The sequence below is a fragment of the Nocardia sp. NBC_00511 genome (assembly GCF_045161165.1).
In the GTDB taxonomy this organism is placed as follows: domain Bacteria; phylum Actinomycetota; class Actinomycetes; order Mycobacteriales; family Mycobacteriaceae; genus Nocardia.
In genome coordinates this window covers 43,291-62,050 of record NZ_CP107849.1, presented here as the reverse complement: position 1 = coordinate 62,050, position 18,760 = coordinate 43,291, and the positions used below count along the sequence as shown (strand labels likewise).

Annotated in this window: 23 protein-coding genes; 11 read left to right on the top strand and 12 right to left on the bottom strand. The window is 65.2% G+C overall.

Going from position 1 to position 18,760, the window contains the following annotated elements; translation table 11 throughout:
• Positions 1-84: 84 nt before the first annotated feature.
• On the bottom strand, positions 85-558 hold the full coding sequence (locus OG300_RS00365) for an NUDIX domain-containing protein (protein ID WP_405490903.1): 474 nt from the start codon (positions 556-558) through the stop codon (positions 85-87).
• Positions 559-771: 213 nt separating this feature from the next.
• Between OG300_RS00365 and OG300_RS00360 the strand changes: the two genes are divergently transcribed.
• Positions 772-1,647 (top strand): hypothetical protein, encoded by an 876-nt coding sequence (locus OG300_RS00360; RefSeq protein WP_405490901.1) that lies wholly within the window; start codon positions 772-774, stop codon positions 1,645-1,647.
• Here OG300_RS00360 and OG300_RS00355 read toward each other — a convergent pair.
• Positions 1,644-2,858: a GAF domain-containing protein gene (locus OG300_RS00355; RefSeq protein WP_405490899.1), complete on the bottom strand. Its 1,215-nt coding sequence runs from the start codon at positions 2,856-2,858 to the stop codon at positions 1,644-1,646. The two genes, OG300_RS00360 and OG300_RS00355, sit on opposite strands and share 4 nt — an antisense overlap.
• Positions 2,859-3,022: 164 nt before the next feature.
• Between OG300_RS00355 and pflB the strand changes: the two genes are divergently transcribed.
• The 3 genes from pflB (at position 3,023) to OG300_RS00340 (ending at position 6,840) form a co-directional block, all read left to right on the top strand.
• On the top strand, positions 3,023-5,275 hold the full coding sequence (gene pflB, locus OG300_RS00350) for a formate C-acetyltransferase (RefSeq protein ID WP_405490897.1): 2,253 nt from the start codon (positions 3,023-3,025) through the stop codon (positions 5,273-5,275).
• Positions 5,276-5,309: 34 nt separating this feature from the next.
• Positions 5,310-6,083: a pyruvate formate-lyase-activating protein gene (gene pflA / locus OG300_RS00345; protein ID WP_405490895.1), complete on the top strand. Its 774-nt coding sequence runs from the start codon at positions 5,310-5,312 to the stop codon at positions 6,081-6,083.
• A gap of 76 nt (positions 6,084-6,159) precedes the next feature.
• Positions 6,160-6,840: a response regulator gene (locus tag OG300_RS00340; protein ID WP_405490893.1), complete on the top strand. Its 681-nt coding sequence runs from the start codon at positions 6,160-6,162 to the stop codon at positions 6,838-6,840.
• 12 nt (positions 6,841-6,852) lie between these two features.
• Here the strand turns inward: OG300_RS00340 and OG300_RS00335 are convergent, their stop codons facing one another.
• The 3 genes from OG300_RS00335 to OG300_RS00325 all read right to left on the bottom strand — a co-directional run bounded on the left by OG300_RS00335 (position 6,853) and on the right by OG300_RS00325 (position 7,829).
• The gene (locus OG300_RS00335; RefSeq protein ID WP_405490891.1) at positions 6,853-7,155 is read right to left on the bottom strand and encodes a type II toxin-antitoxin system PemK/MazF family toxin; all 303 of its coding nucleotides are present in this window, start codon (positions 7,153-7,155) and stop codon (positions 6,853-6,855) included.
• Entirely contained in the window at positions 7,152-7,391 is a 240-nt protein-coding gene (locus OG300_RS00330) for a YlcI/YnfO family protein (protein WP_405490889.1), read from the bottom strand. The genes OG300_RS00335 and OG300_RS00330 overlap by 4 nt, the downstream gene beginning before the upstream one ends.
• A 96-nt stretch (positions 7,392-7,487) precedes the next feature.
• On the bottom strand, positions 7,488-7,829 hold the full coding sequence (locus OG300_RS00325) for a hypothetical protein (RefSeq protein ID WP_405490887.1): 342 nt from the start codon (positions 7,827-7,829) through the stop codon (positions 7,488-7,490).
• 141 nt (positions 7,830-7,970) lie between these two features.
• Between OG300_RS00325 and OG300_RS00320 the strand changes: the two genes are divergently transcribed.
• On the top strand, positions 7,971-8,651 hold the full coding sequence (locus OG300_RS00320; protein WP_405490885.1) for a GntR family transcriptional regulator: 681 nt from the start codon (positions 7,971-7,973) through the stop codon (positions 8,649-8,651).
• Here the strand turns inward: OG300_RS00320 and OG300_RS00315 are convergent.
• The 5 genes from OG300_RS00315 to OG300_RS00295 all read right to left on the bottom strand — a co-directional run bounded on the left by OG300_RS00315 (position 8,648) and on the right by OG300_RS00295 (position 11,235).
• Entirely contained in the window at positions 8,648-9,550 is a 903-nt protein-coding gene (locus tag OG300_RS00315; RefSeq protein ID WP_405490883.1) for an alpha/beta fold hydrolase, read from the bottom strand. The genes OG300_RS00320 and OG300_RS00315 overlap by 4 nt on opposite strands.
• Positions 9,551-9,591: 41 nt before the next feature.
• Positions 9,592-10,248, bottom strand: a complete 657-nt coding sequence (locus tag OG300_RS00310) for a TetR/AcrR family transcriptional regulator (RefSeq protein ID WP_405490881.1) — start codon at positions 10,246-10,248, stop codon at positions 9,592-9,594.
• 40 nt (positions 10,249-10,288) lie between these two features.
• Entirely contained in the window at positions 10,289-10,471 is a 183-nt protein-coding gene (locus OG300_RS00305; protein WP_405490879.1) for a hypothetical protein, read from the bottom strand.
• Positions 10,472-10,579: 108 nt separating this feature from the next.
• Positions 10,580-10,795, bottom strand: coding sequence for a hypothetical protein (locus tag OG300_RS00300; protein WP_405490877.1), 216 nt, complete (start codon positions 10,793-10,795; stop codon positions 10,580-10,582).
• A complete protein-coding gene (locus OG300_RS00295; protein ID WP_405490875.1) occupies positions 10,795-11,235 on the bottom strand; it encodes a DUF4254 domain-containing protein in 441 nt (146 codons plus the stop codon). Before OG300_RS00295 ends, OG300_RS00300 begins: the two co-directional genes overlap by 1 nt.
• A gap of 171 nt (positions 11,236-11,406) precedes the next feature.
• On the opposite strand from OG300_RS00295, the gene OG300_RS00290 reads away from it, so the two are divergent.
• The 4 genes from OG300_RS00290 to OG300_RS00275 all read left to right on the top strand — a co-directional run bounded on the left by OG300_RS00290 (position 11,407) and on the right by OG300_RS00275 (position 14,142).
• Complete coding sequence (locus OG300_RS00290) at positions 11,407-12,324, top strand: helix-turn-helix domain-containing protein (RefSeq protein ID WP_405490873.1); 918 nt, start codon at positions 11,407-11,409, stop codon at positions 12,322-12,324.
• Between the two features lie 16 nt (positions 12,325-12,340).
• The gene (locus OG300_RS00285; protein WP_405490871.1) at positions 12,341-12,700 is read left to right on the top strand and encodes a DUF397 domain-containing protein; all 360 of its coding nucleotides are present in this window, start codon (positions 12,341-12,343) and stop codon (positions 12,698-12,700) included.
• A 325-nt stretch (positions 12,701-13,025) separates the two neighbouring features.
• A complete protein-coding gene (locus OG300_RS00280) occupies positions 13,026-13,469 on the top strand; it encodes a hypothetical protein (RefSeq protein ID WP_405490869.1) in 444 nt (147 codons plus the stop codon).
• A gap of 391 nt (positions 13,470-13,860) precedes the next feature.
• Positions 13,861-14,142, top strand: coding sequence for a tyrosine-type recombinase/integrase (locus OG300_RS00275; RefSeq protein WP_405490867.1), 282 nt, complete (start codon positions 13,861-13,863; stop codon positions 14,140-14,142).
• Between the two features lie 506 nt (positions 14,143-14,648).
• Here the strand turns inward: OG300_RS00275 and OG300_RS00270 are convergent.
• Both OG300_RS00270 and OG300_RS00265 read right to left on the bottom strand, forming a co-directional pair.
• Entirely contained in the window at positions 14,649-15,518 is an 870-nt protein-coding gene (locus OG300_RS00270) for a sterol desaturase family protein (RefSeq protein WP_405490865.1), read from the bottom strand.
• 765 nt (positions 15,519-16,283) lie between these two features.
• Positions 16,284-17,048, bottom strand: coding sequence for a TetR/AcrR family transcriptional regulator (locus OG300_RS00265; RefSeq protein WP_405490863.1), 765 nt, complete (start codon positions 17,046-17,048; stop codon positions 16,284-16,286).
• Positions 17,049-17,109: 61 nt separating this feature from the next.
• Here OG300_RS00265 and OG300_RS00260 point away from each other — a divergent pair, with 61 nt between their 5' ends.
• Both OG300_RS00260 and OG300_RS00255 read left to right on the top strand, forming a co-directional pair.
• Positions 17,110-17,919 carry an ABC transporter ATP-binding protein gene (locus OG300_RS00260; protein WP_405490861.1) on the top strand — a complete coding sequence of 270 codons (810 nt, stop codon included), beginning with the start codon at positions 17,110-17,112 and terminating at the stop codon, positions 17,917-17,919.
• On the top strand, positions 17,916-18,722 hold the full coding sequence (locus OG300_RS00255; protein WP_405490859.1) for an ABC transporter permease: 807 nt from the start codon (positions 17,916-17,918) through the stop codon (positions 18,720-18,722). Before OG300_RS00260 ends, OG300_RS00255 begins: the two co-directional genes overlap by 4 nt.
• Positions 18,723-18,760 lie beyond the last annotated feature (38 nt).

Here is an 18,760-nt window from a genome sequence, read left to right as displayed (position 1 = left end):
GCATGCGAGCGCTGTCGCTGCGCAGCGTGCGACCCACCTCAAACCCGGTGGTCTCCGGTCTCGGCTGAGCGGTGGTCGCCCCGATCAGCCGAGGTGCTCGCGCAGGCGGTCCAGGTAGGGCCGCTGTCCCTTGCCGAGCTTCTCGTGCGCGGTCTCCAGGTCGAACCATTCCGCGCGGTCGATCTCCGGGAATTCGGCCATCCGTCCGGAGCGCGGCGGCCATTCCATCTCGAAGGTGCCGGGCACCACGAGGCTCACGTCCAGATCGCCCTCGAGGGCCCACACGGTGACCTGCTTCTTGCCGCGCCCGCTGCCGTATTCGACGTCGCCGAGCGGGATCCAGTCGCCGTCGGGGACCGGCAGCCCGAGCTCCTCGGTGAACTCGCGCGCGGCGGCGACGCGGGGTTCCTCGTCGCCGGGGTCGTATTCGCCCTTGGGGATGGACCAGGCGGCGGCGTCCTTCTTGGCCCACAGCGGCCCGCCCATGTGCCCGATCAGCACTTCGAGGCCGGTGGTGCGGCGGAAGAGCAGGACTCCGGCGCTGTATCTGAGGCTCATGTCCAGCAGTTTGCCGGTTCGCTGGTCACGGGTGTCGGGCGGGCGCTAGGGTGATCGACACCAACCGGCAATCCGCCCCAATCGGATAATTTCCCGATAACGGGCGAATCAGTCGGGTTGGTCTTCTGCGCCCGAAACCTATTCGGCACCTACGACTTCCATTAAGCTCCTGGGTTTGGATCGGCCCCACCTGATGACGGATTGGATACCGCAATGCAGTTCCGCAGCGCTACCGCGGCAGCCACCCTGGTGATCGGCACGTTCGTAGCCCAGGGGGCAGTACTCACCGCGGGAGCCGGCCCGGCCTTCGCCGAACCCGCCTCGCCCACGACGCCCGAGAACATCACCTACTCGGCGAAGTTGATCGACAAGGCGGTCGTCACCACCTTGCGCGGCGGCACCTTCGCCCTCTCCAAGGCGCTCGACACCGAGGTCGCCGCGGGCGGCAGCCAGCGACTCAGCGACCAGAACGGCACGGTCGTCGACGCCACCGGCGCGACCGTCGACCCGGCCAAGGTCGTCAACGTGGTCGACGTGAAGGACAGCGACGGCAAGGTGCAGCTCACCCTGCCGCTGGCCTTCCACCTCGGCCCCATCGACATCCCGGTCAAGCCGGAGCTCCAGCAGAACGACACTGTCCTCGCCCTCACCCCGGACAAGCCCGCGGGCCTGTCGATCAGCCAGCCGCTGGTGGCCAAGCCGATCGCGTCGGATGTCGAGAACCAGCGCGCGATGGGCAATTTCAGCAGCCAGTTCGGTCTGGCCTCCAGCATCGGCAGTTTCGTCGGCACCGCGCTGGGCGCGGGCATCGGCTGTGTGGCGACCATCGCGGCGGGCTGCATCGGCGGCCTGGCCACCGGCGCGGGCATCGGCGGCATCATCGGCACCATCGTGGTGGGCGGCCCGGTCCTGATCGCCGCGGGCGTGGATCTGGTCAGCACGCTGACGGCGCCCAACGGCACTTCCAAGTGGTCGGACAAGGCACAGGCCGCCCAGGCCTCGGCGGCCGCTGCCGCCACCGCGACGCCCGCGGCCCCCGCACCGGCGGCGGCTCCGACACCGCAACCGGCGGCGCAGCCCGCGAACTAACCCTGCGGCAGCGGCACCCGCCACAGCAGCGTGGTGCCGCGGCCGTCCAGGCCCGGAGTCACCTCGAGCACCCCGTCGAGTTCGGTGGCGCGTTCGGCGATATTGCGCAGCCCGCCCCGACGCGGCGTATCACCGAGTCCGATGCCGTTGTCCGCCACCATGATCCGCAGTTCACCGCGGTTCACGTCGACGCGTACGTCGATGCGGGTGGCGTCGGCGTGCCGCACCACGTTAGACAGTGATTCCCGCAGCACCGCGATGCCCTGCCGGGCGATCTCCGGCGGCACCACGGTGTCGATGGGCCCGTTCTGCCGCAGGGTCGGCGTGAAGCCGAGGTGCCGGGCCGCGGTGGTCACCAATTCGGTGATGTCGCTGCGTAATCCGCCGTGCCCGCCCGCCGCGGATTGCAGCGAGAAGATGGTGCCGCGAATGTCCTGGATGGTTTCGTCGAGGGCGGTCACCACGCGTTCGAGGCGTTGCTGGACGTCCCGCGACGGCTCCAGCCGCACCGCCCCCTGCAATGCCAGCCCGGAGGCGTAGATCCGCTGGATGACCGAGTCGTGCAGGTCGCGGGCGATGCGGTCGCGATCCTCCATGACCGCGATCTTGATCGAATCCTCGTGTCGCCGTACCGCATCGCGCTGCACCTGCCGGTACATCCGCACATTGGCGATCTTGACCGCGGCGATGACGGCCAGCGCCTCGATGATCCGCTCGTCCTCCTCGGAGAAGATGCCGCCGCCGCGCTTGTCGGCCAGGTACAGATCACCGAGCACCCGTCCCCGATAGCGCACCGGCACGCCGAGGAAGCTGCGCATGTCGGGATGCCCCGGGGGCCAGCCCTTGAAGGCCGGATGCTGACGGACATCGGCCATCCGCACCGCCTCTTCCCCGGCGAGCACCGCGCCGAGTACCCCTTCGCCGCGCGGCCAGTGCCCGATGAGCGCGATGGTCTCGTCGTCCATGCCGACGGGCACGAATTGCGCGAGTCGCCGCTCCTCGGTCTCGGTGTCGATCTCCAGCAATCCGAGGGCAGCGTATTTCGCGTCGACCAGTCGGGCCGCCGCGGCCACCAACTCGTGCAGCACCCGGTCCACATCCAGGTCGGAGACCACCGAGTAGACGGCCTCGACCAGGTCGTGCAGTCGTTCCCGGGAGGCGGTCAGTTCACGCAGCTCGTCCGGTACCACACCCCACGGCTCTTCCGACATGAGAAGAGGCTACCCACCGGCAACCTGGGGACATTTGTCTCTGGGTTGGGGTGTCGCGCGGGACGAGCATAGGAGTCGACCATCTGGGGACATTTGTCTCTGGGTTGGGGTGTCGCGCGGGACGAGCATAGGAGTCGACCATTCGGCTGAACAGGAGTCACACAATGACGATGATCGGAACCGAATCGCGTACCGAGGCCTGGACCGGATTCAAGGGCGGCCTGTGGCATGACGCCATCGACGTGCGCGATTTCATTCAGCAGAACTACCTCCCCTACGAGGGTGACGGCAGCTTCCTGAGCGGACCCACCGCCCGCACCCTGGGCATCTGGGACAAGCTCAGCGCGATGTTCCCGGCCGAGCGCGAACGCGGCATCTACGACGTGGATCAGCACACCCCGTCGACCATCACCGCGCACGCCCCCGGATACATCGACGAGGACAACGAGTACATCGTCGGTTTGCAGACCGACGCGCCGCTGAAGCGGGCGATCATGCCCTACGGCGGCTACCGCATGGTGCAGACCAGCCTGCAGGCCTACGGTGTCGAGGAGGACCCGCAGGTCACCGAGATCTTCACCAAGTACCGCAAGACCCACAACGCGGGCGTGTTCGACGCCTACACCGCCGACATCCGCGCGGCCCGCAAGGCCGGCATCGTGACCGGTCTGCCGGACGCCTACGGCCGCGGCCGCATCATCGGCGATTACCGCCGGGTCGCGCTCTACGGTGTGGACCGGCTGATCGCCGCCAAGATGGCCGACAAGCAGGCCCTCGACGAGCTGTGGGCCGATGACGAAACCATCCGTCGCCGTGAGGAAGTCAGCGAGCAGATCCGCGCGCTGGACGAGCTGAAGACGATGGCCGCGAGCTACGGCTACGACCTCTCCGGTCCCGCCACCACCGCGCAGGAGGCCATCCAGTGGCTGTACTTCGCGTACCTGGCCGCGGTGAAGGAGCAGAACGGCGCGGCCATGTCGCTGGGCCGCACCTCGAATTTCGTCGACATCTACCTGGAGCGGGATCTGGCCGAGGGCCGGATCACCGAGGAGCACGCCCAGGAACTGGTGGACGACTTCGTGATCAAGCTGCGCATCGTGCGCTTCCTGCGGACTCCCGAGTACGACGAGCTGTTCTCCGGTGACCCGACCTGGGTGACCGAGTCGATCGGCGGCATCGGGGTGGACGGTCGTCCGCTGGTGACCCGCACCAGCTTCCGCTACCTGCAGACCCTCTACAACTTGGGCCCGGCCCCGGAGCCGAACCTCACCGTGTTCTGGTCGCCGCGACTTCCCAACGGCTTCAAGCGTTTCTGCGCGAAGGTGTCGATCGACACCAGCTCCATCCAGTACGAGTCGGATGAGCTGATGCGGCCGCGTTTCGGCGACGACACCGCGATCGCCTGCTGTGTGTCGGCCATGGAGGTCGGCAAGCAGATGCAGTTCTTCGGCGCGCGAGTCAATCTCGCCAAGACGCTGCTGTACGCCATCAACGGCGGGCGTGACGAGAAGTCCGGTCAGGTGGTGGCGCGCGGCTTCGAGCCGATCACCGGCGACCTGCTCGACTACGACGAGGTCGACGCCGCCATGGACAAGCTGATGGACTGGCTGGCGAGCACCTATGTGCACGCGCTCAACGTCATTCACTACATGCACGACAAGTACGCCTACGAGCGTATCGAGATGGCGTTGCACGACACCGAGGTCCGGCGCACCATGGCCTGCGGTATCGCGGGTCTGGCGGTCGCGGCGGACGCGCTCTCGGCGATCAAGTACGCGAAGGTGCGCACTCTGCGCGACGAGACCGGCCTGGTCACCGATTACGACATCCAGGGCGAGTTCCCGACCTACGGCAACAACGACGATCGGGTCGACTCCATCGCCGCGGATCTGGTGATGCGGTTCATGCAGAAGATCCGCAAGTACCCGACCTACCGCAATGCCGAGCACACCCAGTCGGTGCTGACCATCACCTCGAATGTGGTGTACGGCAAGAAGACCGGCAACACTCCCGACGGCCGCCGGGCGGGCGAACCGTTCTCGCCGGGTGCGAACCCGATGAACGGACGCGACACCCACGGCATCGTGGCCTCGGCCATGTCGGTGGCGAAGCTGCCCTACGAGCATGCGACGGACGGCATTTCGCTGACCACCACGGTGACGCCGCAGGGTCTGGGCCGTGAGGCCGAGGAGCGCATCACCAATCTGGTGGGTGTCATGGACGGCTACATCGCGACGACCGGTTTCCACATGAACGTGAACGTCCTGAATCAGGAGACGCTCACCGACGCGATGGATCATCCGGAGAACTACCCGCAGTTGACGATTCGCGTCTCGGGTTACGCCGTGAACTTCGTGCGACTGACTCGCGAGCAGCAGCTCGACGTCATCAACCGCACCTTCCACGCCAGCCTCTGACCTACCCGCTCCAGTTCGAGAAAGGTTGAATGTCATGTCCGCACCGGTCCTGATGCAGCCGAGTATCGGCGTCGGCGCTCCGCTCACCGGTTCCGTCCACTCCTGGGACATCTCCACCGGGGTGGACGGGCCGGGCACCCGGTTCGTCACGTTCCTCAGCGGCTGCCCGCTCCGCTGTCTCTACTGCCAGAATCCCGATACTTGGTTGCGCAGCAACGGATCTCCGATGAGCGCGGACGACGTGCTCACGGAGGCGGCCAAATACGTGCCGTTCATCCGCGCTTCGGGCGGCGGCGCAACCATCAGCGGCGGGGAACCGTTGCAGCAGCCACAGTTTGCGACCTCACTGCTGCGAGGGTTCCAAGGTCTCGGCCTGTCCACAGCGCTGGATACGTCCGGCTACCTGGGGCGACTGGCGTCCGATGAGCTGCTTGCGGCCACGGACCTGGTCCTGCTGGACATCAAGGCCGGGCAGCCCGAGACCTACCGCCGCCTGACCTCCCGTGAACTGCGGCCGACGCTGGAGTTCGCCGAACGTCTCGCCGAACTGAACAAGAAGGTGTGGGTCCGCTACGTGCTGGTGCCCGGGATCACCGACGCGCCGGAAGAAGTCGGCGCGGTGGCGAAGTTCGCGGGCGGCCTGGGCAATGTGGAGCGGGTGGATGTCCTGCCCTTCCACACGCTCGGCCAGTCCAAGTGGGAGGCGCTCAATCGTCGTTTCGTGCTCGCCGATACCCCGCCACCGAACGCTGAACAGGTCGAACGGGCACGAAACGAATTCCGGGCCCACGGCCTGGTGGCGTACTGAGCTGTGCAGGTTTCGGCCCGTCACCCGCCGCGCTCGCCTCACCGGTTCCGCCGCGACCACCTGCGAGGATGAAGCGATGGACAACTCAGGCAAGATCCGGGTCTTCCTGCTCGACGATCACGAGATCGTCCGCCGCGGTCTGCAGGATCTGCTGGAAGCCGAGGGCGACATCGTCGTGACCGGCGAGGCGGGCACCGCCGCGGAGGCGCTGCGCCGGGTTCCCGCCGTCCGCCCCGACGTGGCGGTCCTCGACGTCCGCCTCGAGGACGGCGACGGCATCAGCGTCTGCCGCGACCTCATCTCGGAGATGCCGGACCTCAACGTCCTCATGCTCACCTCGTTCTCCGACGACGAGGCCCTACTCGGCGCGGTCCTGGCGGGCGCGAAAGGCTATGTCCTCAAACAACTCCGCGGCCCCCAGCTGATCACCGCCATCCGCCGCGTAGCCGCGGGCGAATCGCTGATCGACCCCCGCACCGCCGCCGAGGTCACCGAACGCCTGCAACGCCGCACCCCCGTGAACCCCCTCGCCGACGTCGACCTCACCGAACGCGAACGCCAAATCCTGCTGCACATCGGCCACGGCCTGAGCAACAAGGAAATCGCCGCCAAGGTCTACCTGTCGGAAAAAACGGTCCGCAACTACGTCTCCGCCCTCCTGGGCAAACTGGGCCTGGCCCGCCGCTCCCAAGCCGCCATCCTCGCCGAACACCTCCGCCACGAACACGGCGACAACTGGGCCGACGGCGGCAGCTAGCGATCGATTGATCTACTTCAGTTCGAACGCGGCGTGAATCGCATCAGTCAGGTACGGCTCCTGCGCCGGGTGCAAATAACCGACGCGGCGGCCGAGCGCATCGGCCGGGATGGTGGTGACCTTGTCCAGCAGCACCACGCAGTCGTGGTCCAGCCCATTGCTCGAGTCGAGCCGAACCTCGGTGGGTATATCGCGGATGGTGCTGGTGATCGGAGCGACGGTGACCGTGTTCAACACAGGCCGTGCGACCTCGCGGGTGAGCACGAGCACCGGCCGGGGCTTTGTGCCCAACTCGGCAATGTGAATCGGCCTCACTCATCACCCCATACGGACTTGTTCGCAGCGGACAGAAATTCGTCCAGGTCTTCGTCCTCGCCGTCGGGGACCGAGGCGTATCCGGCAACGATTGCTTCACCGATTGCGCGTTCGCGGTAGTGCTCGAGAGCGGCTGCGACCAGGGCGGCACGGCTGGCGCAATGCTGGGCAGCTACCTCGGCATCCACGAAGTCGACTAGCTCATCCGGGAGTCGGATGGTGATCTGCTTGCTCATACCAGTCAGCATACCAAGCTCGGTATGGAACCTGGGATTCATCCAATCAGCCGCCGCGTATCGCAAGTAGGATGTCTATCCAAATCGGTTGTGCCACTACCGGTTCTCGGCCTGGGACGGCGGGTTCGCCCAGCGGACGAAGGTCTCCTCCGGTTCGAGGGTGATCACGTCGACGAGGTTGACGAGGTCGCCGGGGACGGCGCCGCCTTCGAAGTGCCTGATGCTGGGGACCACGACCGCCTCGGCCTCGAGTCGGACGATGGTGGCCTTCAGACCCGCCACCGGTTGTGGGCTCGAGCGACCGTCGACGACCACGACCTTCGCGAAGTCGTACCCGAGCCGCCTGGCGTGGCTGCGAATTCGCTCCTCGTCCCAGGCCAGCCTCACCCCGCTGATGTCGCTGCGTAGATATCCGACTGCGGTCGGCCGGAACCTCATGGCGATCCTTCCCAGCACTGGAAGCGACGATGATGCGAGAGTATACACAGTTGCGTATACGCATGTTCTGCGGATACGCAACTGCGTATACTGACAGCGAGTTTCACAAGAGCGACAACGTGATTCGAAGGGAACGAGCCGATGGCGGAACCTGCCTATGTCTCGATCGCAGGCGACTACGCGAGACAGATCCACACCGGCGCGCTACCCCCGGGCACCCAACTCCCGAGCCTGGCCGAGGTCGCCGAACGCCAAGGCGTTTCCCAGATCGTGGTCCGCCAGGCCGTCAAACTGCTGCTGAGCCAGGGCCTGGTGCGCACTGTCGAACGACGGGGAACCTTCGTGGCAGACCGCCCCGACCTGGTCCGACTGGCCCCCGAACGCCAACTGGAAACTCCGGAAACCACCTTCGCCAACGAGTCCGACCGAGAAATCCGAGTCGACCGCGACTCCGAACGCCTCTCCGCCACCGACGACCTGGCAGCCCTGCTCGGCATCTCCCCCGGCAAGCCGATCATCCACGTCGTCACCCGAGCCAGCGAAGACGGCCGCCCCATCTCGATCTCGGATTCCTACCAGCCCTTGAATGTCCGCGACACCAGCGACGCGGCGTTCCTGGAGGAGACCATCGCCGACCGCCTCCCCTCACCGGCGCATGCGGCCTGGCTGGGCACCACGGCAGGAGATCTGGTCAAAGCCGTCCACCAGAGGTTCCTGTCCACCGAAGAGCGCGTGCTGATGGTCTGCGACGTGTCCTACCCGCGAGATCGCTACGGCGCGTTCGTATTCCGGATGGCGTTGAAGTCCGACGAGTGCCGTTAGCTGCCGACCTGCACGGGCGTACGTTGAACCAATTCACGGATGAAGGCCGCGATATCCACGGGCTTTTCTTCTGCCATGAAGTGCCCCGCATCGATCGACTGATAGGTGGCGTTCGGAGCCCATTTCCGCCATAGGGCAGAGGAGTCGAATCCGAGGCGCGCCCCCCAATCCTGCGAGATCACGCCCACGGGCATGGCCAACTGAGCACCGGCTTTCCGGTCGACCCGGTCCATCTCGAGGTCGATACCGGCGGTGGCCCGGTAGTCGGCGACGATGGATGGTACTGCGCGCGTGGAACTTTCGATGTAGTGCCGGCGTACGTGTGGCGGGAATGTGGTTCCGCTGGGGTCCCAGGCGTCGAGGAACGAGCTGAAGAAGTCGTCGGCGACTGCTCCGATCATCCGCTCGGGCAACCCTTTCGGCTGTGCCATCAGGTACATGTGCCAGGCGACCGCCGCATCGACACCGTGCAGCACGTCCCAGGTATCCATGGTCGGCAGGACATCGAGGATCCCCAGGTGAGTGATCGTCTCCGGGTGGTCGAGCGCTGCCCGAACCCCGACCAGCGCGCCACGGTCATGACCGATCAGGCTGAACTGTTCGTATCCGACTGCGCGCACGACGGCGACGATGTCGCGCGCCATGGTCCGCTTCGAGTACGTGTCCGGCGTCGTTTCCTCGGGTTTGTCACTCTCCCCGTAGCCACGCAGGTCCGGCACGATCACCGTGTACTGCCCGGCGAGTTCACCGGCGACGTGCCGCCACATGAGGTGAGTCTGCGGGAAACCGTGCAACAGGACGATGGGCTCACCCGAGCCGCCGATGGCGACATTCAGCTGAACTCCGTCTTCCCCTGCGAGCCTTCGATATTCGAAGCCGTCGATCGTCGTGCCCGTCATCGGCGCACCTTTCATTGGTTCGAGTCGAGAGAAATGTGCCGTCACGAGAAGATCGCCGACAGCGGCGGTTCAGAGCCCACACTCGCCCGCAAGGCCGGAATCAGAATGGTGTCCACCAGGTGCGCCAGGTACTCAGGCCCTGCGGGAAGCCCATTCATCCTGCGCAGCAACAACACCGACCCGGTGATCTCCTCGTAGGGGAACGCTTGCGCACCGGCTGGTAGCTCGCCCCGGTCGATGGCCGCGGCCATCACCGATGCCGGCAGTTTGGCCCCCGTCGGCCCGGTCACCTCTTCGATATGACGACACAGATCGGGGTCTTCCAAACCCGCTTGCAGCAGCATCAAACTCATCGTCGAGTCAGCCGACCGCATAGTGGTATCGAGCCGCTCACACAGCGCGACCAAGTCCCCCCGCAGCGACCCGGTATCCACCGGCTCACCGGACCCACCGGATGCAGGACCAGCCTTAACCGCGGCAACCACCATGTCGCGCTTGGTTTCCCAACGCCGATACAGCGTGGCCTTCGATGCCCGAGCCCGACGCGCGACCGCCTCGAACGTCAACGCGTCATAGCCAACCTCGCCGACCAACTCCAACACGCACACCAGAATCTCGCCCTCACGTATTCGATCGCGAGGTCGCCCGGTACGCACTTCAGCGGCCACATCAGCAGCGGACTCATTACGAAACGACACGTTCCGTACTGTATCAGGTCCATCCCCGATCAGTCGAGGGTCAGGGAGCCGCGAGGATCGATGCAGCCAGTACCGCACACGCGTCGGGCTCATGGCCGCGATGGAGCAGACGGAGTTGCTCGGCGCGACGCGCGGTGAGGCCGAGTAGTTCGACCTGGCAAAGAGATTCGGCGAGCACTCCGTCCGCGTGGACGAACATGTGGGTGACAGCGGGCTCGAACATGAGCGCTCCCGGTCGAGGTCTGGATTGATGCTGTCGCAGCCTGCCGAACGTTGTCGGGAGCGGCGTCAGTGGTGGCGAGCTGCTGATCGCTCGACCGACGTGCGTTCGTCAGTAACCGATCGGCGTCGCAATGCGAGCCGCACGCCGCAACTCGACACGTTCGCGCTCGATCCGTGCGGCGATACTTCGCACCGTCCAGCAATCCTGCTGCGCGGCGGCGCCAAGCTGATGGTTCGAGTCAATAGTCCTGTGGTTCAACAACACCCACATGATCAGCACACCCATACCCAGGCCGACCAGGAATGTCACTATCACCATGGTCATCACACCCTCCTGATTTCCCCAGGCGCACAAGGCAATCGCCGCCGCCCACAGGTCAATTCGTCTTTGAGGTCCTCATAGCCGATCGCCAACTCCGCCAACCGTTCCCAGGTCTCACAGAGCCCGATCCCTGCACCGCTCAGTTCCACGAAGGCGCAAGCACTCAGCTGCGCCAGCCGATCTATCACCATGCCAACGGTTTCGGTGTGCAACCGGGCACATCCAAGCGACCGAGGCAGCTGCCGAGCCACCCAGGAGTCGATCTCCCGAATCGCCGCAACCCTCCGCCGCTCGACCTCGGCATCGGCGACCTGGTCCGGCCTCGACAGCCGCCGCTGATGAATTCCGGACAACTCACCGGCCCACTCCAGTAGCGGATGGTTCTCACCCGCGCCGCCCCAGCAAGCGGCCAGCAGTCGATTTCTGGCGGGAAACAGGTCCATCGGAGTCACCTCGTGCCGTATGCGGTTGAAGCGGGCTGCCGAAAATTGGAGAACCAAGTCTGCACTGTCGCCCCGAGGCCGGGACTCGTCCGAGTCACGCGAACCGGGGCATCCGAACCTCTGCAATGCTATTCCGTATATATACACGATTCAATACATGGCCTAGATTGGGTGGTCATCACCATCGACGTAGGATGTATTTGTCAACTCATCCAGCCACAGTGGGAGGCGAAGGTGCCGGACCATCGTTCCGATCCTGCGGCACTGCGGTTCTTGATCGGTCACGATCTGCGGGTTTCGCGAGAAGAGGCCGGAATGACCCAGGCCGACGCCGCCAGGGTCCTCGGCTGCAACCAACCGAAGATCAACTATCTGGAAACCGGTAAGACACAACAGAAGCCGGACGAGACGACCGCGTTGCTGCGCGCGTACGGGGCTGATGTCGAGCATGTCGACCGCATCGCATCCCTTGCCGGTCAAGCTGATCGGGCGACGTGGTGGGCTGCCTTCTCAGATGTGCTTCCGGACTGGTTCCGAACCTTCATGGGCCTGGAAGGGCTGGCTGCCGGGCAGTTCGTATACCGCGCCAAGGTGATCCCCGGTCAACTGCAGACGGAAGGCTACGCCACCGCGCTCCTGGAGGGTGGCCTGCAAATCGCGTTGATGGATGTCCCGCAACTGGTTCGAAGCCGGATGGCACGGCAGCGTTTGACCGAAGACGCGAGCCCCTTGCACATGGTCGCGGTCCTCGAGGAGACCGTGTTGGACCGGTTGGTGGGCGGCCCGGCAGTGATGCGGGAACAGCTCGAGCATCTGCTGGAACTGATGCGACTGGACAACCTCGAACTGCGAATCATGCCTGTTCGTGTCGCCGTGCACGATGGCCTGGACGACGAGTTCATGCTCCTCGACTTCCAATCAGCCCAGAGCATAGGTTATTTGGAGTTCGCGGCAGGGGCCCTCTACGTGCAGGACAAGGATCAGGTGCGCTTGTATAAGATGATGGCCGACCGTATCCGTGCTGCGGCACTCTCACCTTCCGAGTCTGCAGAAGTCATCGCGGAACGACTTGCCAACCTGGAAGCGTGAGTTCGGAGCGACCAAGGTGAACAACACTGCCGCCGTATGGCGAAAGTCCAGCTACAGCGGAACCAACGGCGGCGAATGCGTCGAAGTCGCATTCGAGAACGACCGAGCGCTCATCCGCGACAGCAAGTTCCTTCGCGACCCCGCCAACAACCCGGCCGCACAACCTCTGATCACGATGAACGTGAAGCTCTGGCCAGCGTTCCTGAGTCTCGCCCTGGGCGGGACCACCGTTGCCGCCGGAGTACCGATCATTCAGCGCGAGGCCGAGTCCGGTGAGGTACGCCTCCGCTCCGCGACAGGCGTTTGCCTGACATACACAGCTGCCGAGTGGGCCGCATTCATCTCCGGTGCGCGCGACGGAGAGTTCGCAGCCTGACCGCTCGCGAACCTTGATACGCGACAGCGTATTTCGCAGCTGACACCTACGCCCCCGCCGCGACCTCCGGCCCTTCGGCGGCACCGTGCCCAGAGCCGACTCCACCCAGGCCACTCCCGGCGTCCGGTCGCTCGTCGGCTGCATGAAGCAGCCACTGTTACGCGTGCGCCGAACCGCAGGGGTTAATTGAAGTATGGGCTTTTCAATTTGCACGCGCGGGCCTCGCCACGCGGTTACCGTCGGAGCGGCACTCAGGTGCCGACACGACCACTCCAACGGGAAAGTACAGATGAGGCATATGAATTGGGCCGCCGCCACGGTGGCCATGCTGGCGATTCCGGTCGTCGCGGCGGCATCGGCGTCGGCCACGGTCGACAATGTGAATCTGATGCAGATCGAGACCGGCATCGGCGGATGTGAGGGTGCAGGCAATACCTGCACGATCTACGTGGCCACCAGCGGCGCGGATGCCCTGACGCCTGTCACAGTCACCTTGAACGGGCAGAACGTCGGCACCTTCACCCCGCAAGCCGGATCCACCGCCGGCACCGGAACCATCCAGACCGTCTATCGCTCAAAGCTTCCCGAAGGCATCTACAACCTCACCGCCACGCAGGGCTCGTCGACCAAGTCCATGTTGGTGCAGAACTGCGGCAGCCAGCCGACCGGCAGCTCCACCGCCTCGGCCCAATGCACCGGAAACAACATTCTCGGCACCCTGCTGATGCCGCTGATCATCATCGCCGGCTCCGGGCACACCCAACTCTGACCGACCAGTTGGGGCAGTGGGTCGATGAACGTCACGAAGCGCAGTGGTCGACGTCGACTTCAGTGCGCCGCAATTGACATCAAAAACGGCCGGTCATCGCAACGCCCACGACGACCACCCGAACCCACACCGCATGCCGCGCGGTCGCCCGAGGCACCAGACCTCACCCAACTAGCGATCAACGGCCCCAGGGTATATCGGTGCCGTCGTGGTGTCTGAGTAGCCGAGTTCCGTGCGACTGGCAGAATCCCGCAATATCCACTAGCCAAGTGTCCTGGTTCGCGAATTTCAAAGCAGGAGTGCGGGATTCTGCCAGTCGGCGCGTGAACGCGACGTATCGCGGCGACCCGCGCGTCTGCTCGGGCGGTTCGCCAGGGTCGCGGCATCGTGAATGATGGCTCCCTCACCCGACCTCGATGTCACCTTCGCCGGTGACGACCTCGTGCTCCGGCTGGCCGAGCGGTCGGTGGTGCGGCTGCCGAAACTGCACCCGCACATGCTGCGCCACACCTTCGTCACCACCATGCTCGACGCCGGTGTGGACCTACGCGATGTCCAGATCGCCGCGCGCCACGCAGACCCACGCACCACCATGCGCTACGACCGGGCTCGAACCAACCTCGACTGGCACCCGAACTACATCCTCGCTGCCTACATGGCCTCAGCCACATGACATCAACCATCCGCACATGCCGAGTTCCGTGCGACTGACAGAATCCCGCAATATCCACTGGCCAAGTGTCCTATTTCGCGAATTTCAAAGCAGGAGTGCGGGATTCTGCCAGTCGGCGCGTGAACGCGACGTATCGCGGGACTGCACGCCATTGCCGCATCCCGCGCGATTCGAAACGGCCACGCGGCCTAGCTGAAGATCAACGCCCCGAGATCATCTCGGGGCGTTCGTCGTCCCGGGAACGTCCGCAACTGCCGAATGTGGTGCAGACTCAAGGGATCTGGTGTCAGGCTGGGGCATTGGTCGGCCGGTACGGTTTGTTGCGACATTGCGGATTCGCCATGGGGAATGGCCGCCACTGGAATTCGGGGCGAAACTACCGGAACCCGAGCATCATCAGTACTTGAGGTAATCGGTCCAGCAGTCCGGTCAGGGCCTCGTCGATGGTGTTGCCGGGTCGGCCGTGCGGGACCTTGCTGTGGGCGCTGGTCGAACTGTGTTCGTCACTACGTGTGTGTGGTGATTGCGGACCTGATCGGCGCGGTGGGCGGGCCGAAGACCGCGCGCAACACCGCGCGCGTGCCGTGTGCTCGGCCGATGTCGGTGAGCATGGCGAGGAATTCGTGGAAGTTCGTAGTGGCCGGGTTGAAAGTTCCGATGTTCCTGGTCAGTCCGTAGACGACGGGGTCCGATTCGTGTGCGTAGCTGCCGAATACGCGGTCCCAGACGATCAGGACGCCACCATAGTTCTTGTCCAGGTACGGGTTGTTCGAGCCGTGGTGCACGCGGTGATGTGACGGGGTGTTGAACAGGTATTCGATCGGTGCCGGGAGCATGTCGATGCGTCGGGTGTGTAGTGGCCACTGGAAGAGCAGGGTCACGGTCTGCCAGAACAGAATGACCGACGGCGGGATCCCCGCTAGCGCGGCGGGCGCCAAGGTGGCGTTGTCGAGGAAGACCGCGAACGGCATCAGCGCCGGCATCCGCAGCGCGGTGGACAGGTTGAACTGCTCGCTGGAATGGTGCACGCTGTGCGCGGTCCACAACAGGCGCACCCGGTGATCGGCGCGATGTCCCCAGTAGTAGCAGAAATCGGTGGCCGCGAATCCGATGGCCCAGGTCCACCACCGGTCGGCGGGCAGGTGGATCGGTGTCCAGGCCGCCGCGACGAGGGTGAACGAGAACGGGACGAGCAATGCTTCCAGTGGTCTGGTCGCCTTGCTCACAATCCCGATCACCAGACTGTTCACGGTGTCGCGACCATGGAATCCGTTGCCCCGCTCGGTGTCCGAGACCCGACGCCAGGACACCCATTCGACGGCCAGAGCGACACAATATGCTGTGAACGCGAACAGGAAGATACATGTGTAATCCACCGTGGGGTCCTCGTCGGGGTGTTCGCGGCGCGGTGCCGCGTGCTTGCGTTCCGGAGCTCAACTGCAGGCGATTTCCGGGAATCGATTCTCGGGAATGTCGGCCTCCCTCAGGAGAACTCGCTGCGGGAGGTTGCGGTGACGAAGAAAAGGATCGGAAGCCGAATTCCAGCGGAAATCTCAACTATCCGTGCGCGACGATGTCGGTGCAGGGGCTGAGGAAACTGAGATGCCACATCCCCGCGGGGCACGGGTCGAGGAGGCTGCTTGACCCGGCCCCCAACCGCGACCCGGTAGCCGACGACCCGGTCGCGGGCTGGGTTGTGGTTGCGATCGGCGCAGCGGGCCCGAGGGTGGTCGATGTGGCGACGGCTGCCCCCTTGGCTGCGGCCAGTCCGGTGAAAAGCACGGCGGCGGCCACTGATCCGCGAATCATCGTTCGAGTGTCGAACTTGGACAACGTATTCCCCCAACTAGGTTGTGTAGAGGTCCCCGAGGCTACCGATTGCGAAGCATTTGTATTTCAAATCATTTGCCCCTATTTTTCGGGGCACTGTCGGCCGGTGGTGCCCCGAAACCTGAACGACCGGCGCACGGACCTGCGCACCGCATCTGCCAGCCAGGTCGCGTCAGGTGAACGCACTATTCTGGCCGCATACCGTGCTGACCGAGGAGACCAGCGCGAAGAGCGAAAGGTCGACTGGCCGTATCGGAACGTCGGATGTTCTTCACTGGGCTGTCCGATAGCGATTTAACGGGTGTGCCTGCTCAGGTGGCGAGCAAAGCCGCCACCCCGGCGAGGAGGCGGTCCAGGCCGAATACATAGGCGTGCTCGGGATTCTGCGCGGCTTGGTGTTCTTCACCGGCGGCTCGGCCGACTCGGTCGGCGACCGGAAACTGTTCGGGATCGAGGACTTCGGATAGGGCCGGGCCCGCGGCTGCCCACCATTGTTGGTCGGTGATTCCGGTCCGCCGCACGGCTTGCTCGGCGTCGACGCGGCGCCGGGCGACGCCTTCGACGTGTGTGTGCACGAGCGTGAGGACGGCGTCCATCTGCACGTCGTCGAGGCCGATGCCGTCGATGACCGAAAGCTCGAGATCGTATTTCGCGATGGCATTGGGTCCGAGCGCCGGGCGGCCGGTGAACACCTGCAGCGCCCATGGATGTTGTTGGTACATCCGCCAATTCAGGTCCGCGACCACGTGCAGCCCGTCACGCCAACTGGTCGGCGTTTGTTCTCGCAACGCCCGCACGACGTCGGCGTAGATGGTGTCGAGCATCGCCTCGACCAGCTCGTCACGGGAGGCGACGTAGGTGTAGAGCGACATGGTTCCCACGCCGAGCCGCTCGGCCACGCGCCGCATCGACAGCGGCGCGATGTCCCGGTCGGCGTCGGCTATGGCGATCGCCGCGATCACGACCTGGGTGGAGTCCAGGGCGTGGCGCGGGCCGCGCTTCGGCAGTTTGCGCGTACCCCACAGCAGCGAGATCGTACGGGCGGGATCGAGCGGTGCCGTGGTCTCGGAGGCCATCGGACCAGCATAACGATGCTTCTCCGTACGCCATACGGATAAATCTGATACGCTTTTCCGTATGCCATACGGAGAAGATGGGGAAGTAGCGATCGAAGCGACAGCTTTGACCAAGCGGTACGGGGAGAAAGCCGCACTCGACGGCTTCGATCTGAAGGTTCCGGCGGGCAGCGTCTGCGCCCTGCTCGGCCCGAACGGCGCGGGTAAGACCACGGCGGTGCGCATCCTGACCACATTGCTGCGCCCGGATTCCGGGACAGCGGTTGTCGCCGGACACGACGCGGTGCGCGACCTCAGCGCGGTGCGCTATCGCATCGGTCTGGTCGGACAGGACGCCTCGCTGGACGAGGTGCTGAGCGGGCGGGAGAACCTGGTTCTGTTCGGCCGGCTGTACCACCTGTCGGCCGGACAGGCCCGCGCCCGTGCGGCCGAACTGCTCGACCAGTTCGGACTCACCGAAGCCGCCGACCGCTCGGTCGCCGGATACTCCGGCGGCATGCGACGGCGCCTCGACCTCGCGGCCAGCCTCATCCTGACCCCGCCGGTGCTGTTCCTCGACGAACCCACGACCGGGCTGGACCCACGAGCACGGATCGAGGTGTGGCAGGCCATCCGATCACTGGTCGGGGGTGGTACCACCGTGCTGCTCACCACCCAATACCTCGAAGAGGCAGACCAATTGGCGGACCGGATCGCGGTCATCGACGCCGGCCGGGTCGTGGCCGAGGGCACTCCGGACGAACTCAAGGCGAAAGTCGGACCGGACCGCGTCGAAACGGTGACCCGCAAGCCGTCCCTCGACGAGGTCTTCCTGCACCTCACCGGGCGATCGGCCCGAACCATCACCAGCCAGGAGGCAGCATCCGCATGACCAGCGCAGACCGAACCCGCTCACGCACAACATCATTCACCGATTCCGCCGTCCTGACCGGGCGGATCCTGCGGCACTGGCGCAGACGCCCGGTGTCGCTCGTACTCGGGTTGCTCTTCCCGGTCCTGATGGTGCTGATGTTCGGATACCTGTTCGGCGGCGCGATGGCCGTCCCGGACGGCGATTACCTGGATTTCCTCATTCCCGGAATGCTCGCCATGACCATGCTCTTCGGCCTCGAGGCGATGGTGCTGGCGGTCACCACCGACGCGGCCCGAGGTGTCACCGAACGGATCCGGGCGATGCCGGTAGGCACCCCGTCCGTCCTCGCCGGGCGCAGCGCCGCCGACATGCTCAACGCCCTCGTCGGGTTGGCGGCCATGATCGCGACCGGTCTCCTCGTTGGCTGGCGACCAGAACAGGGGCTGGGCCGGACACTGGCCGCGATCGGGCTGCTGCTGTGGCTACGACTGTCGTTCACCTGGGTCGGCATCTCCCTCGGACTGCTCCTGAAGACACCCGAGTCCGCGGTCGCCGTCCAGGTGCTGGTCTGGCCGGTCGGGTTTCTGTCCAGCGCCTTCGTCTCCCCCGACACCATGCCGGGCTGGCTCGGAGCGATCGCTTCCTGGAACCCGTTGTCCGCCACCGCCACCGCAATCCGCGACCTGTTCGGAAACCCGACATGGAACGACCAGGCCTGGGCCGCACAGCATGCGATTCTCCTGGCGATGGCCTGGCCCGCAGCCCTCACCGCGTTCTTCCTTCCACTCGCGGTCGGCCGATACAGAGCACTTGCGAACTAGGCCCGTTATGTCGGATCTGGCGTGCCCTGCCACGTTAC